Genomic DNA, 19,051 nt, shown 5'->3' on the forward strand with positions numbered 1-19,051 from the left:
AGGGAGCCAGCGGCCGAGCCGCCGCTGAGTTTCGACGGCGCCGTTCACGAACCGGCTTCGAGCTCGAGAGGGCGCACGTCCTCTCTAACCAATGACAACACTTCACGACAAAGGGGACAACATCGACGATTCGAGCCTCCCAAACACCTTCAGAGCACGTGAACAGGCTGGCTCGCATCCTCCCCGGGGTGGCAGCTCGTCGGGTATCCGACATTTGCGGCCGCCGCACTCCATGTCCCTGAGGCCACTGTCAGGAACCCAATTCGTTCTCGAGGCTCACGGCTACACCGCCTCGATCGCGAGCATCGGCGCGAGCCTTCGATCGCTTCAATATCACGGACGTAACCTCATCGTGCCGTTCGACGCCAATGAGGTGCGACCCTTCTTTCGCGGCGCCATCCTGGCACCGTGGCCGAACCGAGTCGTGGATGGAAAGTACACATTCGGTGGCGTCGAGCAACAGCTCAGCATCACCGAGCCATTGAGGAGACACGCGATCCATGGGCTCGTGGCCTGGCTGAACTTCACTGTGGTCAGGCAGACGTCCGATCGGCTCGTCCTAGAGGCAACCGTCGAGGCGCAACTTGGGTACCCCCACCAGGTGACGATGGAGGTGGAGTTTGCGCTTGACGCCGGGGGCCTTCGAACGACAGTGGTAGCAGTGAATACCGGGCCGACTGCCGCTCCTTTTGGTGTTGCCGCGCACCCCTACCTCGTCGCCGGCGAGGGCCGCGTCAACGACTGGACGCTCGGACTCCCGGCCCGGCAAGTGTTGACAGTGACTCCAGACCGTCTCATTCCCCTGCGCCTTCGTGCCGTCGATGCCGTCGATCTTGCAACCTTTGACTTCCGCACGCCACGGGCTATCGATGACACGTTCATCGACCACGCCTTCACAGGCCTCGACCGGGACGAGGAAAACACAGCGACAGTTCGAGTGACGACGAACGCGGGCAGTGGAGTGGCACTGAGCTGGGGCAGTGAATGCCCCTGGGTGCACATGCATACAGCCGACAAACCCATACCCTCGATTGACAGGATTGGACTAGCCGTCGAACCAATGACCTGCCCGCCCGATGCCTTCAACTCCGGAGTGAACCTGAAGGTCCTTGAGCCAGCAGACTCCACACGCGCTTCCTGGACCATTCGAGCAATCGACTAGCTAGGCGAGGTCGCTCCCGAATTGAAGCGACAGGCGCCAGTAACTGATCAAGCTGTCACACCCTCTTTCAGGCATACAGGGAGCCGAACACCCGCTCCGTGCCTGAAGGGATTGGACGGCTCTCGCGCACTCAGACTCGGCGTCGACGTTGCACAGAGATTGCGATTCCGTGCTCAGTCACTGGACGCATCGGGCCGGAAGGCCATCTCGGCCGCCCGCAACGCATGGGTAGGTCGCAGGGGACTCGACACACATGTCGTCACGCGAAACGGGCGAGCCCGCTGCCTACGAGGCCAGAGTAATCGGTTCGATCAATCGCGGATCCTCGCTATCTAGGGTGCGGACGTTGTTCACCACCCCGGACACCGGGTACGCCGTCACGGTCTTGGCGACCGCAACGGAGCTGCGGTCCAACATTGAGAGCGCCTCTTCCTTGTCGCTGATCTTCTCCGGGCTCAGCCACTGGCCCCACACGTCCGGGGTCAAGAAAACGGGCATGCGGTCGTGGATCTCTCCGGACGCGTCCCGTGCTGCGCGCGTGATGATCGTAAACGAGATCTTCCACACTTCGTCCTCCTGGCGAGCCGCGTAGAGGCCGGCCGCGGCCAGCACATCGCCATCTCCGTGGAGGAAGTAGGGCTGCTTGCCGTCGTCCATCTGCTGCCACTCGTAGTAGCCGGCCATGGGCACCAGGCACCGTTGCCTTGCGAACGCGCTGCGGAACATGCCGTTACTGGCCACCGATTCCAGGCGCGCGTTGATGGGGGCCGGGCCACCCGGCTTCGCCCAGCCCGGCTTCAATCCCCACGATGCCAGGTCCACGTCCCGGTTCAGTGTTTCGTCGTGGATCCATTCGCGCACGATGGGTGCCGGGTCCGTGGGGGCGACACTGTACGAGGGCTGCCAGTCAGCCGCATTGGCGCCGGTGGCGTCGAAAAGGCTCAGCAGCTCCTCTGTCGTATTGGGAACCACGTATCTACCGCACATGCAGTTGAAACTAGCTCTCCCCCGGCCTCGTCAGCAACGGCATCTTCCCGTCATCTTCTGAGCGCGATCGCTGAAGGGACGTCATGCGAGCCGAACGATGCGGCACTCGGGACAGCACCAGTAGGGGCCTTCATCTGTGCCCTCGATCGGCATAGGCACCAGGCATCGTTCGCAGTTCGGCACACCCAGGTCGTCGTCCATGTCGGACACACTACGCGTGCACAGGCTTGGCCTAAATGATCCAGCAGAGCGAAGCACGGGCCGCAGCGGCTTCCGCGCCCATCATGTGGAAATCCATGCCCCCTATCGGAGTAGACCTCCGCGCTCATTCCTTCAAGCAACCACTAAGAGCTCTTTGAGCAACGGCTTTCGCACCATCTGTAGCGCGGGCTCAGTTCCGTCACTCCACATCATCGATGGCTCGTCTCACCTCGTCGTAGAAAATCGTCGAGCTCACGGGCTTGTCCAGCAGCACAACATTGATGGCCGAGTTGTAAACAAGGGATAACGGATAGAACTGCCGGCGACCGCTCACTCTCAGGACAGTCGTTCCGTACCGGATGTTCTTCCTGCTCCCCTTGAACACAATCCATTCCGCCCCGGGAACATGTCTCATGAGTACTTCGGCGACATACGCATGCATCTCGTCGATGAGCCGTAGCTGTTGCCGAGTGAAAGGCGACACATTTCCACCCTCTGCCTCAGCGGGCGGGTCAGCGGGATTCCACCATGGAGGTATCCATTCCGAGGATGATGTCTCACTCCTCTCGGGCAACTGCGCGAAGAACCATGAGCCTACTTCGACCAGGCTGTCCAAGGACCCATCGGCAATCGGGCCGCCGGTCTCGCGAAGATGCTCCCGAATGCGCAGTTGGGCATCGCGCACTCCGTTCACATAGGCATCGTGTGCATGCGCTATCTCCGCCCCTGAAGCGGTCATTAGGATCAGCATAGAATCAGGCTACCCACAGGACGAACGGCAGGTTGAGCTCTCCCAGCAGATCCAAGAGACGCTGATCCGGTCCGATCGTGTTGTTAGAACTGGTGAAGAATTGCCAAGTGACTTTGTTGACCGGGCTATTGGGGTCTGCAACCATAGCCGCGTCCTTGGTGGCCTGAATCGCCGCGCGTCCAATTCCACTTGCGCGCCCGTGCTTGATCTCATCGGCGAAACCGAGGTTCGCTACGACTACATCGTAGAACCGTTTGATCTTCCGGTCGTTGGCTTCGCTGAGGATTTGTGTCGGCAATGCGCCGGGCGTTTGGTCCCGCAGGAACTTCTCGGCATCCCGCTCATAACGGAAGGTGCTCGGTGCTTTCCTGATGTCGCTTGCGGCCGACACCATGTCGTCGAAGTGTTTCGCACTGATCGCTCGGGTTGCGAACCGGACGATGGTTAAATCGGGGATGTCGGCGCCTTTCAGTCGATCGACCGCTCGCGGCGACACCTTCCGCAGCAAATCCATCTTGGCTGAGGTGGGCGTGCTCACATCCTTCATTGCGGACCGAAGAGCAGCGCCCGAGGGAATTTCGTCGGCGGCCTTGATGAAGTTGTCGTATTTCTTGATGCCGGCTGCCGCATCACCGACGAACGGGATTAGCGCGGCGGCGCTAAATGCCGCCGAGAGGAAATCGAGCTTCACTATTCCGGCTATGGCATCGCGGACGTCGCCGATGGCGATGACGCCGCTCGCTATGTTGCCGACGAGGAAGGCGATCGTTGTGGCGGTGCAGAAGGGTCCAATCTCGATGTCGCCGCACAGAGCGCCGCGCGTGAAATCACTGACATAGTCCAGCACGGTGATGGTCGGGTCGAAGAGTAGAGGATCAAATCCCTCGTCCTGGTGGGCAATCTCCCATGGGTCTGAGTAACCGTCGACGTCTGTATCGTCTGCGAAGGCCTCGCTATTGTGCGCCTGGGTTTCCTCCGCGTCATTGAGCTTGTCATTGTCGAGATCGGCTTTCCAGGCGGAGAGCCCTTCGGCGACCTCGTCGAGGTCCCCCAGTGAGTCTCCGTCAGTGTCCTGCTTGGTGGGATCCGAGAAGGCCCCGTAGTAGGTGCCTTTGCCGAAGGCTCCGCCGCTGAGCAGTGTGCCTGCTTCCTCGCCGTCGCTGAGGCCATCAGCATCGGTGTCCGCGATGGCGGGGTCCGTCCGGAAGACCCGGCCGCTACCATCACGCCAGCCGTCTACCTCGGTCGTGTCCGCTAGGCCATCTGAATCGGCATCGGGTGCTCCGATATCCCCACCAATAAGGTCGAAGGCCTCAGGCAGGTCGCTGGCGTTCTCAACCTGATAGAACTCACCGCCAGTTGCAGATGCGATCTGGCCCAGCAGTGCGGTGTTGGTCCCCGACCCCAAACCGACTGTGTAAACGACGGTGCTGCTACTTACCGCCCGCGCCGTGTACGTGGCAGAGTAACTGCCTTCGCCGTCAGTGAGGAAGACGATCACGCGTTCGTGGTCGGGGTTGCCTCGAGCGTCCAGTTCGTTCAAGGCCGCGTTCATGCCGGCCGAGAGGTTGGTTCCGCCGCTGGAATCCACACGGTCGATCGCGGATTTCACGGCCGCGAAGTCGGTCGTGAGTGGCTGTCGCAGGATGGCACGGCTGTCGAAGTCGACCACGGCTGCCTGGTCGCCGCCGATGAGTGCGTCGACGAACAGCTTGGCTGCCGTTTTCCGAACTCCACGCGGGTCGTTAGAGGTCATGGACCCTGATGAGTCGAGGGTGAGAACAACGTCAATGTTGGTCAGGGCAGTGCCGTCGCGCGGCGTGGTAATCTCGTTGGCCCAGATCGCTTCGAAGTCGGAAACGTCCACGAGCACAAACGGTGAGAATGCTGACGTAGTGACGGTCGCCACGCCAGTTCCGAAGTCGATCGATTGGTTGGCTGGCTTGTCGAAGGTCTGCGTAGTCTCATCGAAGTGGAGCACCGCAAGGTCAGCCTCGGCGCCTACCTTCGATTTGTCGAACGGGATGCGCAGCGTGCCCGATTCCAATGGCAACGGGGCGTTGACTTCCACGGGTGGGGCACGTTGACCGGGTACGTCAAGTAGCCGGTCGTCACGAGGAACAGTCAGGGCGACTGCGAGGAGAGCCTGTCCCAGGCCGTTCGCCTGAAATACCGCAGAGGAGTCAGGGACCGCGAACTCCTTGGTGAAGGAGTCGTCGCCGTCTAGTACGCCGTCTCCGTCACTGTCCGCGACGAGCAAATCGCTGCCAAGCTCGATTTCGTCGGAGTCGGAGAGGCCATCGTCGTCGCTGTCAGGCTTCAGCGGATCGCTGCCAAGAGTGACCTCTCGACCGTCGGTGAGAGTGTCGCGATCTGTGTCCGGGTCCCCCGGCTTGGTGCCGCGTGCGATTTCGTCGGCGGTGGTGAGCTGATCGGCGTCGGGGTCATCGTTCGGGTCCGCGATACCGTTGCCGTCAGTGTCCGCTTTCAGCGGATCGGTGACTGTCATCAGTTCTGCCCCATCCGCAAGGCCGTCACCATCTGTGTCAGCGACCAGCGGGTCCGTATTCGCGCGGAGTTCGATTGCGTCGATTAGGCCGTCGGTGTCGGTATCGAACCACTCGCCTTCCGGGTCTGGTCCCGCCGGGTCCAGGGTCCTGGAGCACGACGCGAAGGTGTTTGCTCCGGTCCCTCCGTCGCACGTGTTCTTGCCGGACGCACCATCCAACGTGTCGTCACCCGGACCGCCATACAGCGCATCGTCGCCACGACCGCCGACGACCGTGTCGTTTTCAAACCCGCCGTACGTTGTGTCCGCTCCGTCACCGCCAGCAAGGTTGTCGGCGCCCGGACCACCGTCTATGACGTCGGTTCCCGAGCCACCGACGACGCTGTCGCTGCCAGCACCACCCTGGAGAACATCGGAGTCGTTGCCGCCGTCGATGCTGTCATCGCCGTTCCCGCCATCAAGCCTGTCAGCTCCATTCCGGCCAGTGATGACGTCGTTGCCGTCCTGCCCGTAGAGGGAATCGTTCTCGTTCTCACCGTCGATGGAGTCGTCACCATCGCCGCCGAAGATGATGTCGGCGCCGTTGCCGCCATAGAGCCGGTCATTTCCCGCGCCACCGTAAATGGTGTCTGCTCCGCCGCCGCCACAGATGACGTCGTCAGCTTCGGTACCCTGAAGAATGTCATCACGGTCTGTTCCCGTCACCGTGCATTCAGCCGCGAAAGCCGGCTCAACAATCCCTGGAATAGCCGTCGATATGACAGCCAAAGCCGCGGCCAGTGCGATGAGCCGCCTCCCGCGAGACCAGCGTCGATCTACCTGTGAACCAGTCATCATTCCCCCAAATATTCGTGTCCGGGCGGAGCCTCTAGTTTTCGGCTGCCCAAACGCTCATGACTTCTCACGAAGGCTATCCAGCGACGACGATCGTTGTAAGGCCTCGTTCAGGGGTAACGGTCGGATGATGAACGCCCGCCAGCTCATTTACCAGCCCCGGACTGAGCGCGATGCCGCGCGGGCCACAGCGGTGCTCGCGGTAGTCGATGCCCGGTCCCCGGACCGTCTCGGGACCCCTCCCCCGCGGATGAAAAATCTCGTCTCGGAGGCCTCGACCGGCGACCCGGTAGTGCCGTCCGAGCAGAGGCCGTCTTCGCTCAGAAGGGCGATGGCCTCTCGTCCGATGTACTGGGTCAAGGAGTCGCAGGAGTCTAGGCCGGACTGCTCCGCACTCCCCCGCATCGACGCATAGTCAGCGAAGACGCCGTATTCGGCGGAACAGTTGTTGCTCAGCCAGTCGATCTCTGAGTTGATGGCCCCGACGGTGTCGTCTGTCCTGATTCGATCCACCACTGTCGCCAGAACATCGTCCGCTCGTGCAGGCAGCGTAAAAGCATCACGACCGGTCAGGCTGCCGCAATCTGGGGTCTGACCGGTGGGACCGTCCCAACCTTCGATTCAGGTAAACCGTTGTTGGTTGATCCACTTCGTGAGGTCGCGGGGGCTGGGTATGCCAATTGCGGCTTCACCCGATTTCACTTTCGCCGTCACTCGGATGGGGACGGGAATGGTGTCAAGAATTTTCGCGTATTTCTTCGCGTCGTCGGCGTGTAGGTAGCCGAGCCAGCCCGTATCCCCATTGACGCGTATCGCATGGCGGTCGGCCTTATTGCCCGGTTCGCGTTCTAGCCATAAATACTGGTTCCCACTTCGGAGACGTTGGACGTTGTCCGTATCCCAAATCTGAACGTCAAGCCCGGTGCCCCCGGGCAACGTGGCAATAGACAATTTCCTGCTGAACAATCCCATCGAGTCTCCCGTGTCCGTGTGTCATCTACACTCCGTGCTCTTTGTTCCAGCGCGTCATGAAGTAGAAGGCCATGCCCAGTAGTACGACTACGCCCACCGTCGAGAGTTGGTTGCCGAAAGTTGCCCAAGCGAGCGCCGTCGTGTTCACTTCGCCCATGAATGTGATGGATTTGCCTGCTGCCACCCCAGAAATGACTAGCCCGATGATGAACGCAAGGCCTGAAGAGATACCGAGGGTGACTTCATACGGGTTTCGGCCCGGGTCATACGGCGGAGCCGCCCGCACCACATTCGGTCCAGCGTTCGGCGTGTTTTCTGGATTGCTCATTCTTCCTCCATTAGTCGAAGCGCCGGGCCTCATGCCTCCAGACGCTTTTCAGCAGCCTTTGCATGAACTCCATGCGGGAAGCCTAGCGCCACGCAACCCACACGTTGGTGGAAAAACCCCGACCCGGTGCAACTTCTGCCCCCTAGAAAGAAGGGTCTAGAACTTGACCAGACGGCACTCTAGACATTGCCACAACGTAGTCTTGCCGCGTTCTACCGCCTCCATCTGACGCCGGCCAGCAGGGCAGTTTGGTGTTTCGAGGGGGTCCAGCACGCGGCCATGCTATCCCCCACTTAGCCTCGGCCAATACGAGTTCTAGCGCACGCGCAGCACCAGCTGCACGCACTTAAGACGTAACGTCAGAGCGCAAGCAGACTGCGTGTTCTCGGCGACTACCTCGCCCGATAGGCTCTCGATGTGATCGTCAATATGGGGGAATATAAAGTCGACCTGGCTCAAATCGGCGCGCCCGCGGAGCTCCTAACGCTCATGCTTCACACACTCGGCACACAGGCTCAAATTGCCAGGCGAGCTGCGGTGGCCTACCTTGCCGGAGGCCGACATCAACGAGATAACGCGCAACTCATGGTTAGTACAGCGGGTACAGTTGCGGCCTTCGTCTGGCCTGTCGATACAGGGAGGGCCATACGCAAGGCGTACCCGCGACGTGGGGAGGATCTCCAACTCCTGCTCGGCCTTAATGAAGACAAGCTCGCCGCATTGAAGGGAATTCGCAACAGCATGATGCACCTCGACGAGCGGATCGAGGAATCGTATCTTGCGGACCCGAAACTGGGATTCTCCATGTGGATGACTCGGACCGAGCCGTGTAAGGGCAGGAATTTCATGTCTTGGAATCCTGAAACGGAGGTGTTCAGCTTCCTTGAGCACGAGGTATGCGTACCCGATTTGTGTGAGATTCTCGCCCTCATAGAACGCCGAGCATCGAACGCCTTCCTTCTAATGCTGCGCGTGGAGGACGTCGATGACGAAGCGACAACACACGGGTCAGTCGCTCGAAGGTTCGGTTTGGAAAGCTAGAGAGGCGAAGGCAGAGTCAAGCCAGACATAGCCGCAGGAACAAATCTCGTAGTACCTTGCTCCGGCCCGGTTCCGAGAGACACGGGGAGTCATCGGCTGGCTACACGCAGCACGCGGTCGTAGCCGCGCATGGTGATGCCGCCGCGTTCGAGGGCGCGGTCGAGGATGGCCGTGGCCGCGCCGCCCAGCCGCGCCTGGGGGCCGCGCAGCCAGGGGCCGGGCACATCGGACGTCCCCCTTCACTGATTCGTCACGGGTCTATTCGCGCACGATAGGTGCCAAGTCCGTGGGCGCGACACTGTACGAGGGCTTCCAGTCAGCGGCGCTGTCACCGGTGGCGTCGAAGAGGCTCAGCAGCTCGTCTGTCGTATTAGGACCACGTATCTGCCGCACATGCAGTTGAAACTCGCTCTCCCCGGCCTTGTCAGCAATGGAATCGTCCTGTTCCCTTCTGAGCGCCATCAGGGAGAGGGTTGTCAAGCAAGCCGAACGATGCGGCACTCGGGGCAGCACCAGTACGGGCCGTCATCGGTGCCCTCGATCACCATGGGCACCAAGCAGCGTTCGCAGTTCGGCACACCCAGGTCGTCGTCCATGACGGCCACACTACGCGCGCACCCGTGCTTGGCCTCGAGATCCGCCATCAGACTGATCTGGGAGTAGTCCCAGGGCGCGCGCTCGACGGTAGAAGGTAGCTACGAGATTGTCTTCGCGGACTGGGCCCTCAGCCAGCCATCCGTCGTCTCGCCGTTGATCGTGACCTCAACATTCGCTACGATCATCTCGACCTTTGTGCCGTCCTGCCATCCGACTGCATCGGACTCCTTGACGAACACCATCAGGTCGTCGGCTCCATCTTGGGCTTTCAGCAGGACGAAGTACTCTCCTGTGGCCGGGGAGCTCATCCACAGGTCGGACATGAACAACTCGCCAGTCACCCGGAACTGATCCCCGACCTTGATTCCACCCATCTCGCTGGAGTTAAGTTTATTGAGCAACTCATCGACGGTGATATCTGTGACCATCGGGTCGGCAGGCACGGGCTCGGCCGAAGGCGCGTCCCCTTCCGTCGGCGCTTCCGTCGGCGCTTCCGTCGGCTCCGCGGCCGTTTCGCAGGAACGATCGACCGTTAGTCTCGGAGTGTCAGTTACAGACTCGCCCGCCGGTGGTAGCTGCTCGCACACTTGCCAGTTCGGCTCGTTGACGATTCCGAATATGCCGCCTCCAAGAACCTCGACCTCACCGCCAAAGCCCGCACGCTCGATGTCGCTCTTCGCGGCATCGAGCTGTGTACCCACGACGTCCGGCATGACCGATTGCTCGCTGGACCCACAACCCGTGAGACCAAGTGCGAGAACGACCGCAGCCGTCAAGCGAACCGCGTGAACTGTGTACATGTAGGCATCCCCATTGCTACTCAAACCGCAGTTAGCTTAGTGCCTTCGTGGCGAACGACGATGAATCACCGGGCGACCACGAGCGGTACCGGGCGCCCTCGACTTGTTCATTGGCTACGACCGGTCCCGCCGCGGCGACCTGCTCGCCCACATCCAAGGCCTGGCGGTCAGGCCCTCCCCGTCGGCCCCGAACAGCTCGCCTTCGACATCGAACTGCCGCTCCCTGACTTCTACCGATCGGTCACCGCCCTCGACCTCCGCGGGCGCACCCAAACTGATGTAGAACTCCGAGACCTCGGCCTCGCCGTCAGCCACCACCAGATGACCCGGTTCTACCCCCTCTTCAAAGAACTCGGAGTCACACCTGCCTCGAACCTCGTCAACCTGCCGGGCGGCACCGAAGTCCTCGTCGCCGGGGTCCGCCGCGCCACCCACACACCCCCAATGCGAAGCGGCAAACGCGTCGTCTTCCTCTCCCTCGACGACGGCAGCGGCCCCGTATCCAACGTGGTGTTCTTCCACGACGCCCAAGCAGCGATCGGGGCACCCGTGTTCCGCACCCACTACGCCCTCATCCGCGGCCGAACCCGGCGCACCGGCGCCCGCGGAGTCTCAGTGACCGGTGAACAGATGTGGGACCTGCTAGACGTGGCAGGGAAAGTCCGGGCCCGCCAGGCTGCGGAGCGAGAACGGGAGCGGGTGGTGGTCGAGGCAGAGGCTGCGGACAACGTCATTCAGATGTGGAGGCGGAGAGCGTGAGGTTCCCGACGCTATTCACGGGACGGGCGCTCCTTTAGACGCGCCTGACTGCGAATTCTCCCGGTCGGCGCAAACGGGACGGTCCCTTCAGCAGAAGCTCCCTGGCCGTTTTGTGTCGATTCCCATACTCGGCTGCACAAATTCCGCATTCGCATGCACAGCTCATTGTCTGTCCCGTGAGGGTCCGGCCTACGGGCGCCGTGCATGTGAGGATGGACTATGTGATGCATGAGGGTCAAGTGGAGCTTGCCGCGGACGAAGTGGCCTCTGCGATCGCGGCGCAGTTCAGCGATTTTGCTGGGTTGCCCGTAGAGAGTGTCGAGTCAGCCGGCACCGTTGTCGCACCGTTTCGAGTCGGTGAGCACGTCGTCGCCCGACTGCCGCTTGTGCCGACCGATTCGGATGTCGCACGAGAGAATGCTCGCGGTGAACAGGAGCACGCGGTCATTCTCACCGACCTTCTCGACATTGCCGTGCCACAGCTGATTGGTGTCGGTGAACCGTTTGAAGGGTACGCGGGTGTCTGGTCCCTCTGGACATGGTTGCCGGGAAGATCACTCGACCGATTAACAGTGTCTCGGGATGTTCGTCTCGCGACTGACCTCGCAACTGTTATCGGTTCGATTCAGTCGGTGCGGTCGGACGGTCGGCCGTGGAATGGCGTGGGTCGAGGGGGAAGCCCGCTCGCCGACACGACCTGGGTGCGGGAGTCGATTGACCGATCAGCCCATCTCATCGATCGGGTGAGGGCGACTGCCGTGTGGGAGCGGGCGCTTTCGGCCCGACCACATATCGACCCTCCGCTGCGCATCCATGGCGACCCGATGCCTGGCAATTTCCTCATGAACAACGGTGTGCTCACGGGCATGGTGGATGTTGGAATGCCGGCAATTGGCGATCCGGCTGCAGATCTCCAACCTGCGTGGGTTCTCTTCGAGGAACCGGCACGCAGTACATTCGTCACCGCAATGGGGCTCGACGTTGCGGCCCAGGAGCGCGGACGCGGCTGGGCTTTCGAGATGGCGATTGGTGGCCTGCACTACTACGAACACACCAATCCGGTGTTCTTTAGCCAAGCGTTACAAACTTTGGAACGGCTACTGACTGAGTAAGCGCCGACGGAGCTCGGCCCGTCGGCGCGCAAGCGGCCCGCAGCCGGATCGTCTTTCGCGAGACAAGCGCGGCACTGAGCGTTGCCCTCTGCGATTGTGCGGGCTAATGTGAGTGAGTGCTCACATCACTTATTGAAACGGATACGTCCGCAGCCTCCATCACCACCGACGGCCTGCTGCGCCAGTTCGGCAGCCTGACTGCACTTGACCGGGTCACCGTGACTCTTCCCCGGGGCGGTGTGGTCGGCCTCCTCGGCCCCAACGGATCCGGCAAGTCGACTCTGATCCGCATCCTGCTTGGGCTCATTCCTCCCACGTCGGGCCGGGCCACCGTGCTCGGCCACCCGACCACGAAACCGGCCCGCTACGCGGGCGACGTCGGAGCGCTCATCGAGGCACCGTCGTTCGTTCCGGGGCTCTCGGCTCGCAAGAATCTCCTGTCGCTGGCTCGTCTGCGCGGCTTGCCCGCGACACGGGTCGCCGAGGTCACTCGCATCGTGGGTCTCGAGGGTCGGGAAAACGAATCCGTTCGCCGCTTCTCCCTCGGGATGAAGCAGCGGCTCGGCATCGCCGCGGCGCTGCTGCCTGACCCCGCCCTGCTGATCCTCGATGAGCCCACCAACGGCCTGGACCCGGCTGGGATCGTGGAGATTCGGCAGTTGCTCAAGACTCTGGCGGCTGAGGGACGCACGGTGGTGGTCTCATCCCATCTGCTCGCCGAGATCCAGGCGGCATGCGATTATCTCGTCATCATCCGTTTCGGCGAGCTGATGTTCTCGGGACCGATGGGCGAGCTGCTCGACAAGGCCGGCGCGCGCATCGAGGTTGCCCCGGAGCATCCCGCTGATGTCGACCGGCTGCGCGTTGCTCTCGCCGCGGCGGGGTGGTCGCTCGAGGATGACTCGCTCGTCGTGCACGGCTCCACCGCCGACGCGGCGGCGCTCAACCGCGCTGCACACGAGGCCGGCATCACGCTCAGCCGGCTGACCCCGATCGACGAATCCCTCGAGGACGTGTTTCTCAAGATGACGGCGGCACCGACCCGCAACCCAGTAGCTGCCTCTCAGGGCGCCCGAAAGAAAGCTGCCACCAATGCGTGAGCTACGAAGCGAACTCACCCGCCTCAACCGACGGGGAATCTGGCTCGGGTGGCTGGGCCTCATGGCGGTCTTCGCCGTGCTGATCAACACGGTGATCTACACAATCGCAGCGAACGGGTCTGCACCTCCCGGCGGAGGTCCGGGAGTCGCTTTCCCGAGCATGGCGACTCTGGAGAGTTCATCGGGAATCGTCGCGGGAGTCTCCTCGGCGGCCAGCATGTTCGGAGTGATCACGCTGTCGTTCTGGGCCATTGCAACGGCCTCGGACTACAGCACGGGCCTGATCCGCCTGCTTGCCGCCGCCCAGCCACACCGCTGGAGGCTGCTGCTCGGAAAGATCGGCGCCCTGCTGATCTGGACGGCCCTGGCAACGACGGTGGCGGTCGCCGTCAACCTGGCGGCCGCGCTCCCCTCGGCGGAAGCCGCGGAAATCTCGACTGAACTCTGGATGGATGACCTGGCCAGCGAGATCGCACGCGCCTGGTTGACTTCGTTCAGCGCCAGCGTGGTCTGGGGAATCATCGGACTCGTGCTCGCCCTGCTGAGCCGTTCCTCGGCGATCGCCATCTCGGTGGGGGTCGGGTGGGTTCTCCTCATCGAGACGATCATCAAGACCGCGTCGAGTGACGCCGGCCAGTGGCTGCCCGGAACGACTCTCACCGCACTGGCGCAGGGTGGAACCGATGACCTGTCTTTTGCGGGCGCCGTTCTGATCGGCTGCATCTACGCGGCGGTCGGCCTCATCATCGGGCTTGTGATCTTCATTCGCAGACCGATAACCGAATAGTCCGATTGGATAGACCTATGACCATCCGCGGAGACAGCACCCGAAAACGCCTCATCGACGCGACCACGGCCCTCGTTCGAGAGGTCGGCTACGCGAACGTCAGGACTCGCTCGATAGCGGTGGCGGCTGGTGTCGCCGAGGGCACCCTCTATCGGCATTTCGCCGACAAACGGTCACTCTTCTACGCCGCAGTGCTGGACCGCAACGCACCCATCGTCGCCGCAACGGAGACGCTGCCCTCCCTCGCCGGACAGGGCACGGTACTGGGCAACCTGCTCGAGGTCATCCGAAACCTTGCCCAGCTTCAGGAGGACCTGCTGCCGCTGGAGCAGGCGATGATCGCCGACCCGACCCTCGCCCCGCCGCTCGGAGAACGGGCACAGATGCCACTGGAAGGGCCGCCAAACGATATCGCCCAGTATCTCGCCGCGGAGCAGAACCTTGGCCGGGTTCGCGCCGAGTGTGACCCGACACTCGCCGCGATCTCGCTGCTGGCGATGTTGTTCGGGCTTGCCGTGCACCCGGTGCTGGGCAACGATCTCGCGGAATCGGAGCTCCTGAGCGCTTCCGTCAGTTACTTCGTAGACGGAGTCGGCGCCTCCACCACGTAACACAAACTCACCGCGTTAGCGTCGACATATAGTGAACTCTGCAATGTCCATCTTGGAGCCTGCAACAACCGCGGACCCCGTTCAACATTGCCTTCACCGTTCGCGGCCAACGTTCCCCTGCCAGCCTTGGGCGCGAGCACCAAGGCAGTCCCCGGTTCACGACAACGGTGCGTCAAGAGACGCCCGATCTGCGGGCCGACGGATTACTCGGTGAACAGAACGCTGACAGATAGTTTGTGAACATGACAGAGTATCGACGCCCCACGTTCCCGGTGGACATCTACCGGAATGAGCAGGGCCACCCGATTGATTATGGAAATCGATGGGGAGGAGCGTCTCCACCAGGAGACTCGTATTCCCGCGCTAGTAATCCGCAGCGATTCGCGCCGACGCACAAAGTCGCCGACGCTCTCATCGAATGGCCGCAGACCACCTTCGACGTCGCCGTGGACCAAACCCCGAACGTGGCTGACGATCTTCTCCTCCTGCCAAATGACGTTGTTCGCGCACTGCGGGTCGTGCCTCGCGACCCGACAGCGGCCCCGCTGACATTTGTCCTCACGCGGTTCCCAGGCGTCTACCTTCACGCGGGTTTGCTCCACGACTTCCACTTCCCCGCGTGCGGCTGTGATGCCTGTGACGACGATGTCCTGAGTCTGGCGGAGGAGCTCGAATGGACCGTGCGCACTGTCGTGTCAGGCGGTTATTCTGANGAACGATTCGGTCCCGGGCGGGCGACTGGATTGAATGTCGGCTCGAGGAGCCAGGGGTCGGGATGCGATCCGGGCGCAGCCGCACCGCGGACCTGCCCGAGGACCGGGTCAAGTCCGCACGAACCGCGCTGCCGCCCGCAGGACAGTGGTCCCCCTGGCCGTTACTTCCGAAGGGCGAAGCCGACGCTATCGGCTGATCGCCCGAGCCTGCTGTGCCGGTGAGCGTTCCCGACTGCCACTCCCCCGAAACTTTGGTACCTCGGCGAATTGGTGCGCATCCATGGAGGTCCGCCGTACGGTCCCGCGTAAGGACAGTGAATCCAGCCGCGGCGTGACGACGAGTGTCGTAAGCGTCGAGGTCAGTGAAGGTGCCTGAAATACCGTTCTGGATCGTCCAGGAACGATCGCCAATTCCGAACCAGGTCGAGGTCGTCCCAGACGCAGCGACGGTATCCCCACGGCCCGACCTCGTAGATATCCGCACCAGGGATTGAGGCCAGAATCGGTGAATGAGTGGACAGAATCACCTGAGATCCACCTGCGGCAACGATGTCGCGGAGATCGCTGAGCAGAGCGAGCGATCCGGTGAACGAGAGCGCTGATTCCGGCTCATCAAGGATCCACAAGCCCGGGTAACGAGACCGGGCAGCCACAAGGTCGAGGAACGACTCGCCATGCGAGCGCTCGTGGAATACGGGGTCGTTTCCGCCGGGGTTGTCCTCCAGATAGGTGAAGAACCCGTGCATCGTTTCGGCGCGGAGAAAGAAGCCGCCCCGGCCAGCGCCGAGACCCCGGTTCAACCGCAGGTGGTCGGCGAGGGTGGACTCCGACCTGCGAGTGGTGTGTCTGGAGCCGGTCGATCCTCCTTCCGGTCCCATGCCGTAGGCACCCGCGATAGCCTCAACGAGAGTCGATTTGCCGACCCCGTTGTCGCCGACGAATACGGTTACCAGACCCAGTTCGAGACCATCATCGAGGAGCTGCGCGATCGGGGCCAGCGTCGCGGGCCACACATCCCGAAGCAGAAAGGGCGCGTCGGGATCCTGGGTCACCGAGCGCAACGGAGGCTCGTTTCTCGACATGCGATCATTCTGCCCGAATCGGCACGGGAAACCGTTAGACCAACCGTTCAGGGTTCCGCTGCTGACGAACTTCAGTCAGGCCCCGACGGCCGAGTCTGTCGTGCCAGACTCGCAGGATGGACCAGGCGGCAAGAGACACGGAACTAGACACCATCTTGATCGGTGGTCGTGAGCAACGCGCGATCCTCATCGTCGATTACGACGACACATGGCCCTCGAAGGCAGCTTCCATGGCTCAAAAGATCCAGGACTCCTTGGGCCCGGCTGCGCTGTCGGTCGAACACATTGGTTCGACCTCAGTCTCTGGACTGGCGGCGAAACCGGTGATCGACATGCTGGTTGTCGTGGCCGACATTGACGACGAGGAGGCCTACCTTGTGCCATTGGAATCCATCGGGTTGCGGCTCCGTGTCCGAGAATACGGTCACCGGATGCTCCGCACTGCGGAGTTGGACTTCCATGTGCACGTTCTTCCGCCAGAGGCCGCTGAGCAGATCGACTACCTCGACCTCCGCGACTGGCTCCGGGTCAGCGCGGCAGACCATGCACTCTACGAATCCACGAAGCGGATGCTCGCGGCGAACACATGGAGCGACATGAACCACTACGCCGATGCCAAGAGTGCCGTCATCCAGCAGATACTGACCCATGCACGCAACTGGCGAGCAGGACAGCCCACCAGCTGAACCGTCCCCAGGGAAACACGTCCCGGCGAAGGTTCCGCATTCAGCCCTTAGGTTGGGGGGATGGATGAAGAGGTTCTGGCCGGGGGAAACTCGAGCACGGTCGTGCGGGTAGGCGACACTGTTCACCGCCCCGCCGGACCTTGGACTCCCGCGGTACATCAGCTTTTGAGCACACTCCGCGCGGCGGGCGTGACGGAAGTGCCTGAGCCTCTTGGCCTGGACGACGAGGGCCGCGAAGTGCTTTCTTACCTTCCGGGAGTGGTCGGCAACTACCCAATGCCAAGCTGGATGTGGTCGCCGACGATCTTGCACGAGGCTGGCGCTTTGCTTCGACGGGTGCATGACGCCAGCGCGCCACTCGCGCACACGGCCGCAACGTGGCAGCTGCCTGCGCACGAGCCAATCGAGGTGGTGTGCCTGAATGACGTCGCACCGTACAACCTGGTCTTCCAAAACGGGCACATCACGGGACTTATCGACGTCGACATGGCCTCCCCCGGGCCTCGGATTTGGGATCTCGCGTACCTCGCATATCGGCTCGTCCCGCTCGGCGAGTACACAGACCCTGACGCTCCGGACTGGGATGCTCGCCCTGGCCGACTCGATGCGCTCATTCGCTCCTACGGCTATAAGTTCGACCAGGCTGCCGTTCTTCGGGCGGCAGCGGACCGCCTGGAGGATCTTGCCGTTTTCACGGATCAACGTGCGACCGACACGGGTCGCAATGATTTCCTGAAGCATGCCGCTCAATACCGACGCGATCGCGACCGACTTGTCGAAATGATCACACGCCCGTGGGCCTCGTGAACGCGGATATCCAGGTAGTCCAATTCAACGGTCCACGCCTGCAGCACCTGACCGAGGCGGGGTACGTCGTTGTCGGCGAATCATGGGGTGCCCGCCTGCGCCTGAGCGATCCACCCGACCTGACGGTGCTGAACGCGGCCTTCGTCGCGGCAACGGACCATGGATTCCTGATCGAGGAACTCGACGCCAGCTGGGCGACTCAGGTCACAGCGCTCGAAGCCTTGAACCACGCCGACTACCCGTACACGCCAGCGACAGCTGCACCGCATCGCGACGAGTCCGACGTACGCGAACTGTGGAGATCCGGGTGCCGCCTATTCGGCGCCATCAACGACGGGCAACTCGTGGCCGTCAGCACCATACGGCTGACTACCGCGCGCGCAGAAACCGAATTCACTTCCGTTCACCGCTCCTGCCGCCGCAGACGGCTCGCCGTTGCCGTCAAGGCCGCATCGATCACGGCGTTGGCCAACGACGGCGTCAGGGTCTTCGGCACGGGTGGTGCTCAAATCAACGTCGGCAGCATCCGGATGAATGAAGATATCGGCTATGCCATCGAAGAACGATGGCTCAGCCTCACGATGCCGCAATAGCCCAAGAACGCACGCCCGGAGAAGGTTGCGCTTTGGGAAGGCTCAGTCGAGCTTCTTCAGCATCTTCACCGAAGTTGTTTCGTAGCCGAGTGATTCGTAGAGACCGCGGGCGCCGGTGTTGAATGCGAAGACGCTCAGGCCGAGAGTATGCGCGCCTTGTGTGCGGGCATACTCTTGGCCGAGGAGCATCGCGGCCCTCCCGAATCCCTGGCCGCGTTGGTCGGCATTGATGACAATGTCCCAGACCCACCACGCACCCGGGTCGGCGCTGACATCCTGGCCGATCCAGAGATATCCCACAGGCTCGCCCGCCTCACTCATGACGTGGAAGATCTCATTGCCAGGGCTCTGAGCACCGTCCGGAAATGAGCGAAGCATGCTCGCAACGGCCATGAGCCGAGCTTGTTCTGGCGATGCGCCCTGGACAACCAAGTCTCCGATGTACTCGGTGCAGCTGCGGTCCAGCCATGATGGGAATTCGCTGGCGAGGATTCGCTGAAGGGTGGCGGTCATTTCATGATTGTTCCAGAAGTGCGCAGTCGAGCCATTTAGTGGCCTTTGTGTACCACGGCGCGACCAGAGCTCGAACCGTCCGAAATAAGCATTCATCGTCGCACCG

General features: G+C 62.1%; 21 protein-coding genes. 11 read left to right on the forward strand and 10 right to left on the reverse strand.

The features are described from left to right. Positions 1–232 precede the first annotated feature (232 nt). Positions 233–1,162 (forward strand): aldose 1-epimerase family protein, encoded by a 930-nt coding sequence (locus E3N86_RS04725; protein ID WP_134511490.1) that lies wholly within the window; start codon positions 233–235, stop codon positions 1,160–1,162. A gap of 285 nt (positions 1,163–1,447) precedes the next feature. On the opposite strand, the gene E3N86_RS04730 is transcribed toward E3N86_RS04725, so the two are convergent. The 5 genes from E3N86_RS04730 to E3N86_RS04750 all read right to left on the reverse strand — a co-directional run bounded on the left by E3N86_RS04730 (position 1,448) and on the right by E3N86_RS04750 (position 7,744). Then, complete coding sequence (locus E3N86_RS04730; RefSeq protein WP_134511443.1) at positions 1,448–2,149, reverse strand: SOS response-associated peptidase; 702 nt, start codon at positions 2,147–2,149, stop codon at positions 1,448–1,450. A 400-nt stretch (positions 2,150–2,549) separates the two neighbouring features. After that, positions 2,550–3,101, reverse strand: a complete 552-nt coding sequence (locus E3N86_RS04735; RefSeq protein ID WP_134511444.1) for a hypothetical protein — start codon at positions 3,099–3,101, stop codon at positions 2,550–2,552. Positions 3,102–3,105: 4 nt separating this feature from the next. Continuing rightward, entirely contained in the window at positions 3,106–6,447 is a 3,342-nt protein-coding gene (locus E3N86_RS04740) for a VWA domain-containing protein (protein ID WP_134511445.1), read from the reverse strand. Between the two features lie 618 nt (positions 6,448–7,065). Continuing rightward, positions 7,066–7,416 (reverse strand): HIRAN domain-containing protein, encoded by a 351-nt coding sequence (locus E3N86_RS04745; protein ID WP_134511446.1) that lies wholly within the window; start codon positions 7,414–7,416, stop codon positions 7,066–7,068. 25 nt (positions 7,417–7,441) lie between these two features. Continuing rightward, positions 7,442–7,744 (reverse strand): hypothetical protein, encoded by a 303-nt coding sequence (locus E3N86_RS04750; protein ID WP_134511447.1) that lies wholly within the window; start codon positions 7,742–7,744, stop codon positions 7,442–7,444. A gap of 417 nt (positions 7,745–8,161) precedes the next feature. Here E3N86_RS04750 and E3N86_RS04755 point away from each other — a divergent pair, with 417 nt between their 5' ends. Then, on the forward strand, positions 8,162–8,785 hold the full coding sequence (locus tag E3N86_RS04755; RefSeq protein WP_134511448.1) for a hypothetical protein: 624 nt from the start codon (positions 8,162–8,164) through the stop codon (positions 8,783–8,785). 89 nt (positions 8,786–8,874) lie between these two features. Here the strand turns inward: E3N86_RS04755 and E3N86_RS04760 are convergent, their stop codons facing one another. The 3 genes from E3N86_RS04760 to E3N86_RS04770 all read right to left on the reverse strand — a co-directional run bounded on the left by E3N86_RS04760 (position 8,875) and on the right by E3N86_RS04770 (position 10,095). Then, complete coding sequence (locus tag E3N86_RS04760) at positions 8,875–9,009, reverse strand: hypothetical protein (protein WP_134511449.1); 135 nt, start codon at positions 9,007–9,009, stop codon at positions 8,875–8,877. Positions 9,010–9,043: 34 nt separating this feature from the next. Further along, entirely contained in the window at positions 9,044–9,265 is a 222-nt protein-coding gene (locus E3N86_RS04765; RefSeq protein WP_134511450.1) for a hypothetical protein, read from the reverse strand. A gap of 215 nt (positions 9,266–9,480) precedes the next feature. Further along, on the reverse strand, positions 9,481–10,095 hold the full coding sequence (locus tag E3N86_RS04770; protein WP_166785011.1) for a PASTA domain-containing protein: 615 nt from the start codon (positions 10,093–10,095) through the stop codon (positions 9,481–9,483). A 147-nt stretch (positions 10,096–10,242) separates the two neighbouring features. Here E3N86_RS04770 and E3N86_RS04775 point away from each other — a divergent pair, with 147 nt between their 5' ends. The 6 genes from E3N86_RS04775 (at position 10,243) to E3N86_RS17780 (ending at position 15,486) form a co-directional block, all read left to right on the forward strand. Then, positions 10,243–10,941 carry a hypothetical protein gene (locus E3N86_RS04775; protein ID WP_134511452.1) on the forward strand — a complete coding sequence of 233 codons (699 nt, stop codon included), beginning with the start codon at positions 10,243–10,245 and terminating at the stop codon, positions 10,939–10,941. 212 nt (positions 10,942–11,153) lie between these two features. Further along, positions 11,154–12,053 carry a phosphotransferase gene (locus E3N86_RS04780; RefSeq protein WP_134511453.1) on the forward strand — a complete coding sequence of 300 codons (900 nt, stop codon included), beginning with the start codon at positions 11,154–11,156 and terminating at the stop codon, positions 12,051–12,053. 116 nt (positions 12,054–12,169) lie between these two features. Continuing rightward, positions 12,170–13,153, forward strand: coding sequence for an ABC transporter ATP-binding protein (locus E3N86_RS04785; RefSeq protein WP_134511454.1), 984 nt, complete (start codon positions 12,170–12,172; stop codon positions 13,151–13,153). Then, on the forward strand, positions 13,146–13,940 hold the full coding sequence (locus E3N86_RS04790; protein WP_134511455.1) for a hypothetical protein: 795 nt from the start codon (positions 13,146–13,148) through the stop codon (positions 13,938–13,940). Before E3N86_RS04785 ends, E3N86_RS04790 begins: the two co-directional genes overlap by 8 nt. 17 nt (positions 13,941–13,957) lie before the next feature. After that, positions 13,958–14,551, forward strand: coding sequence for a TetR/AcrR family transcriptional regulator (locus E3N86_RS04795; protein ID WP_134511456.1), 594 nt, complete (start codon positions 13,958–13,960; stop codon positions 14,549–14,551). 242 nt (positions 14,552–14,793) lie between these two features. After that, the gene (locus tag E3N86_RS17780; RefSeq protein ID WP_370295321.1) at positions 14,794–15,486 is read left to right on the forward strand and encodes a DUF6226 family protein; all 693 of its coding nucleotides are present in this window, start codon (positions 14,794–14,796) and stop codon (positions 15,484–15,486) included. Between the two features lie 137 nt (positions 15,487–15,623). On the opposite strand, the gene E3N86_RS04800 is transcribed toward E3N86_RS17780, so the two are convergent. Next, positions 15,624–16,346, reverse strand: coding sequence for an AAA family ATPase (locus tag E3N86_RS04800; RefSeq protein ID WP_134511457.1), 723 nt, complete (start codon positions 16,344–16,346; stop codon positions 15,624–15,626). Positions 16,347–16,462: 116 nt separating this feature from the next. Here E3N86_RS04800 and E3N86_RS04805 point away from each other — a divergent pair, with 116 nt between their 5' ends. The 3 genes from E3N86_RS04805 to E3N86_RS04815 all read left to right on the forward strand — a co-directional run bounded on the left by E3N86_RS04805 (position 16,463) and on the right by E3N86_RS04815 (position 18,432). Beyond that, positions 16,463–17,032 (forward strand): GrpB family protein, encoded by a 570-nt coding sequence (locus tag E3N86_RS04805; protein WP_134511458.1) that lies wholly within the window; start codon positions 16,463–16,465, stop codon positions 17,030–17,032. Positions 17,033–17,230: 198 nt separating this feature from the next. Continuing rightward, entirely contained in the window at positions 17,231–17,839 is a 609-nt protein-coding gene (locus E3N86_RS04810; RefSeq protein WP_241985950.1) for a phosphotransferase, read from the forward strand. After that, a complete protein-coding gene (locus E3N86_RS04815) occupies positions 17,827–18,432 on the forward strand; it encodes a GNAT family N-acetyltransferase (RefSeq protein WP_134511460.1) in 606 nt (201 codons plus the stop codon). The genes E3N86_RS04810 and E3N86_RS04815 overlap by 13 nt, the downstream gene beginning before the upstream one ends. Before the next feature lie 42 nt (positions 18,433–18,474). Here E3N86_RS04815 and E3N86_RS04820 read toward each other — a convergent pair whose 3' ends face one another. Beyond that, positions 18,475–18,945 (reverse strand): N-acetyltransferase, encoded by a 471-nt coding sequence (locus E3N86_RS04820; protein ID WP_134511461.1) that lies wholly within the window; start codon positions 18,943–18,945, stop codon positions 18,475–18,477. Positions 18,946–19,051: the final 106 nt, after the last annotated feature.

Source organism: Cryobacterium sp. Hz7, from assembly GCF_004402815.1.
GTDB classification, from domain to species: domain Bacteria; phylum Actinomycetota; class Actinomycetes; order Actinomycetales; family Microbacteriaceae; genus Cryobacterium; species Cryobacterium sandaracinum.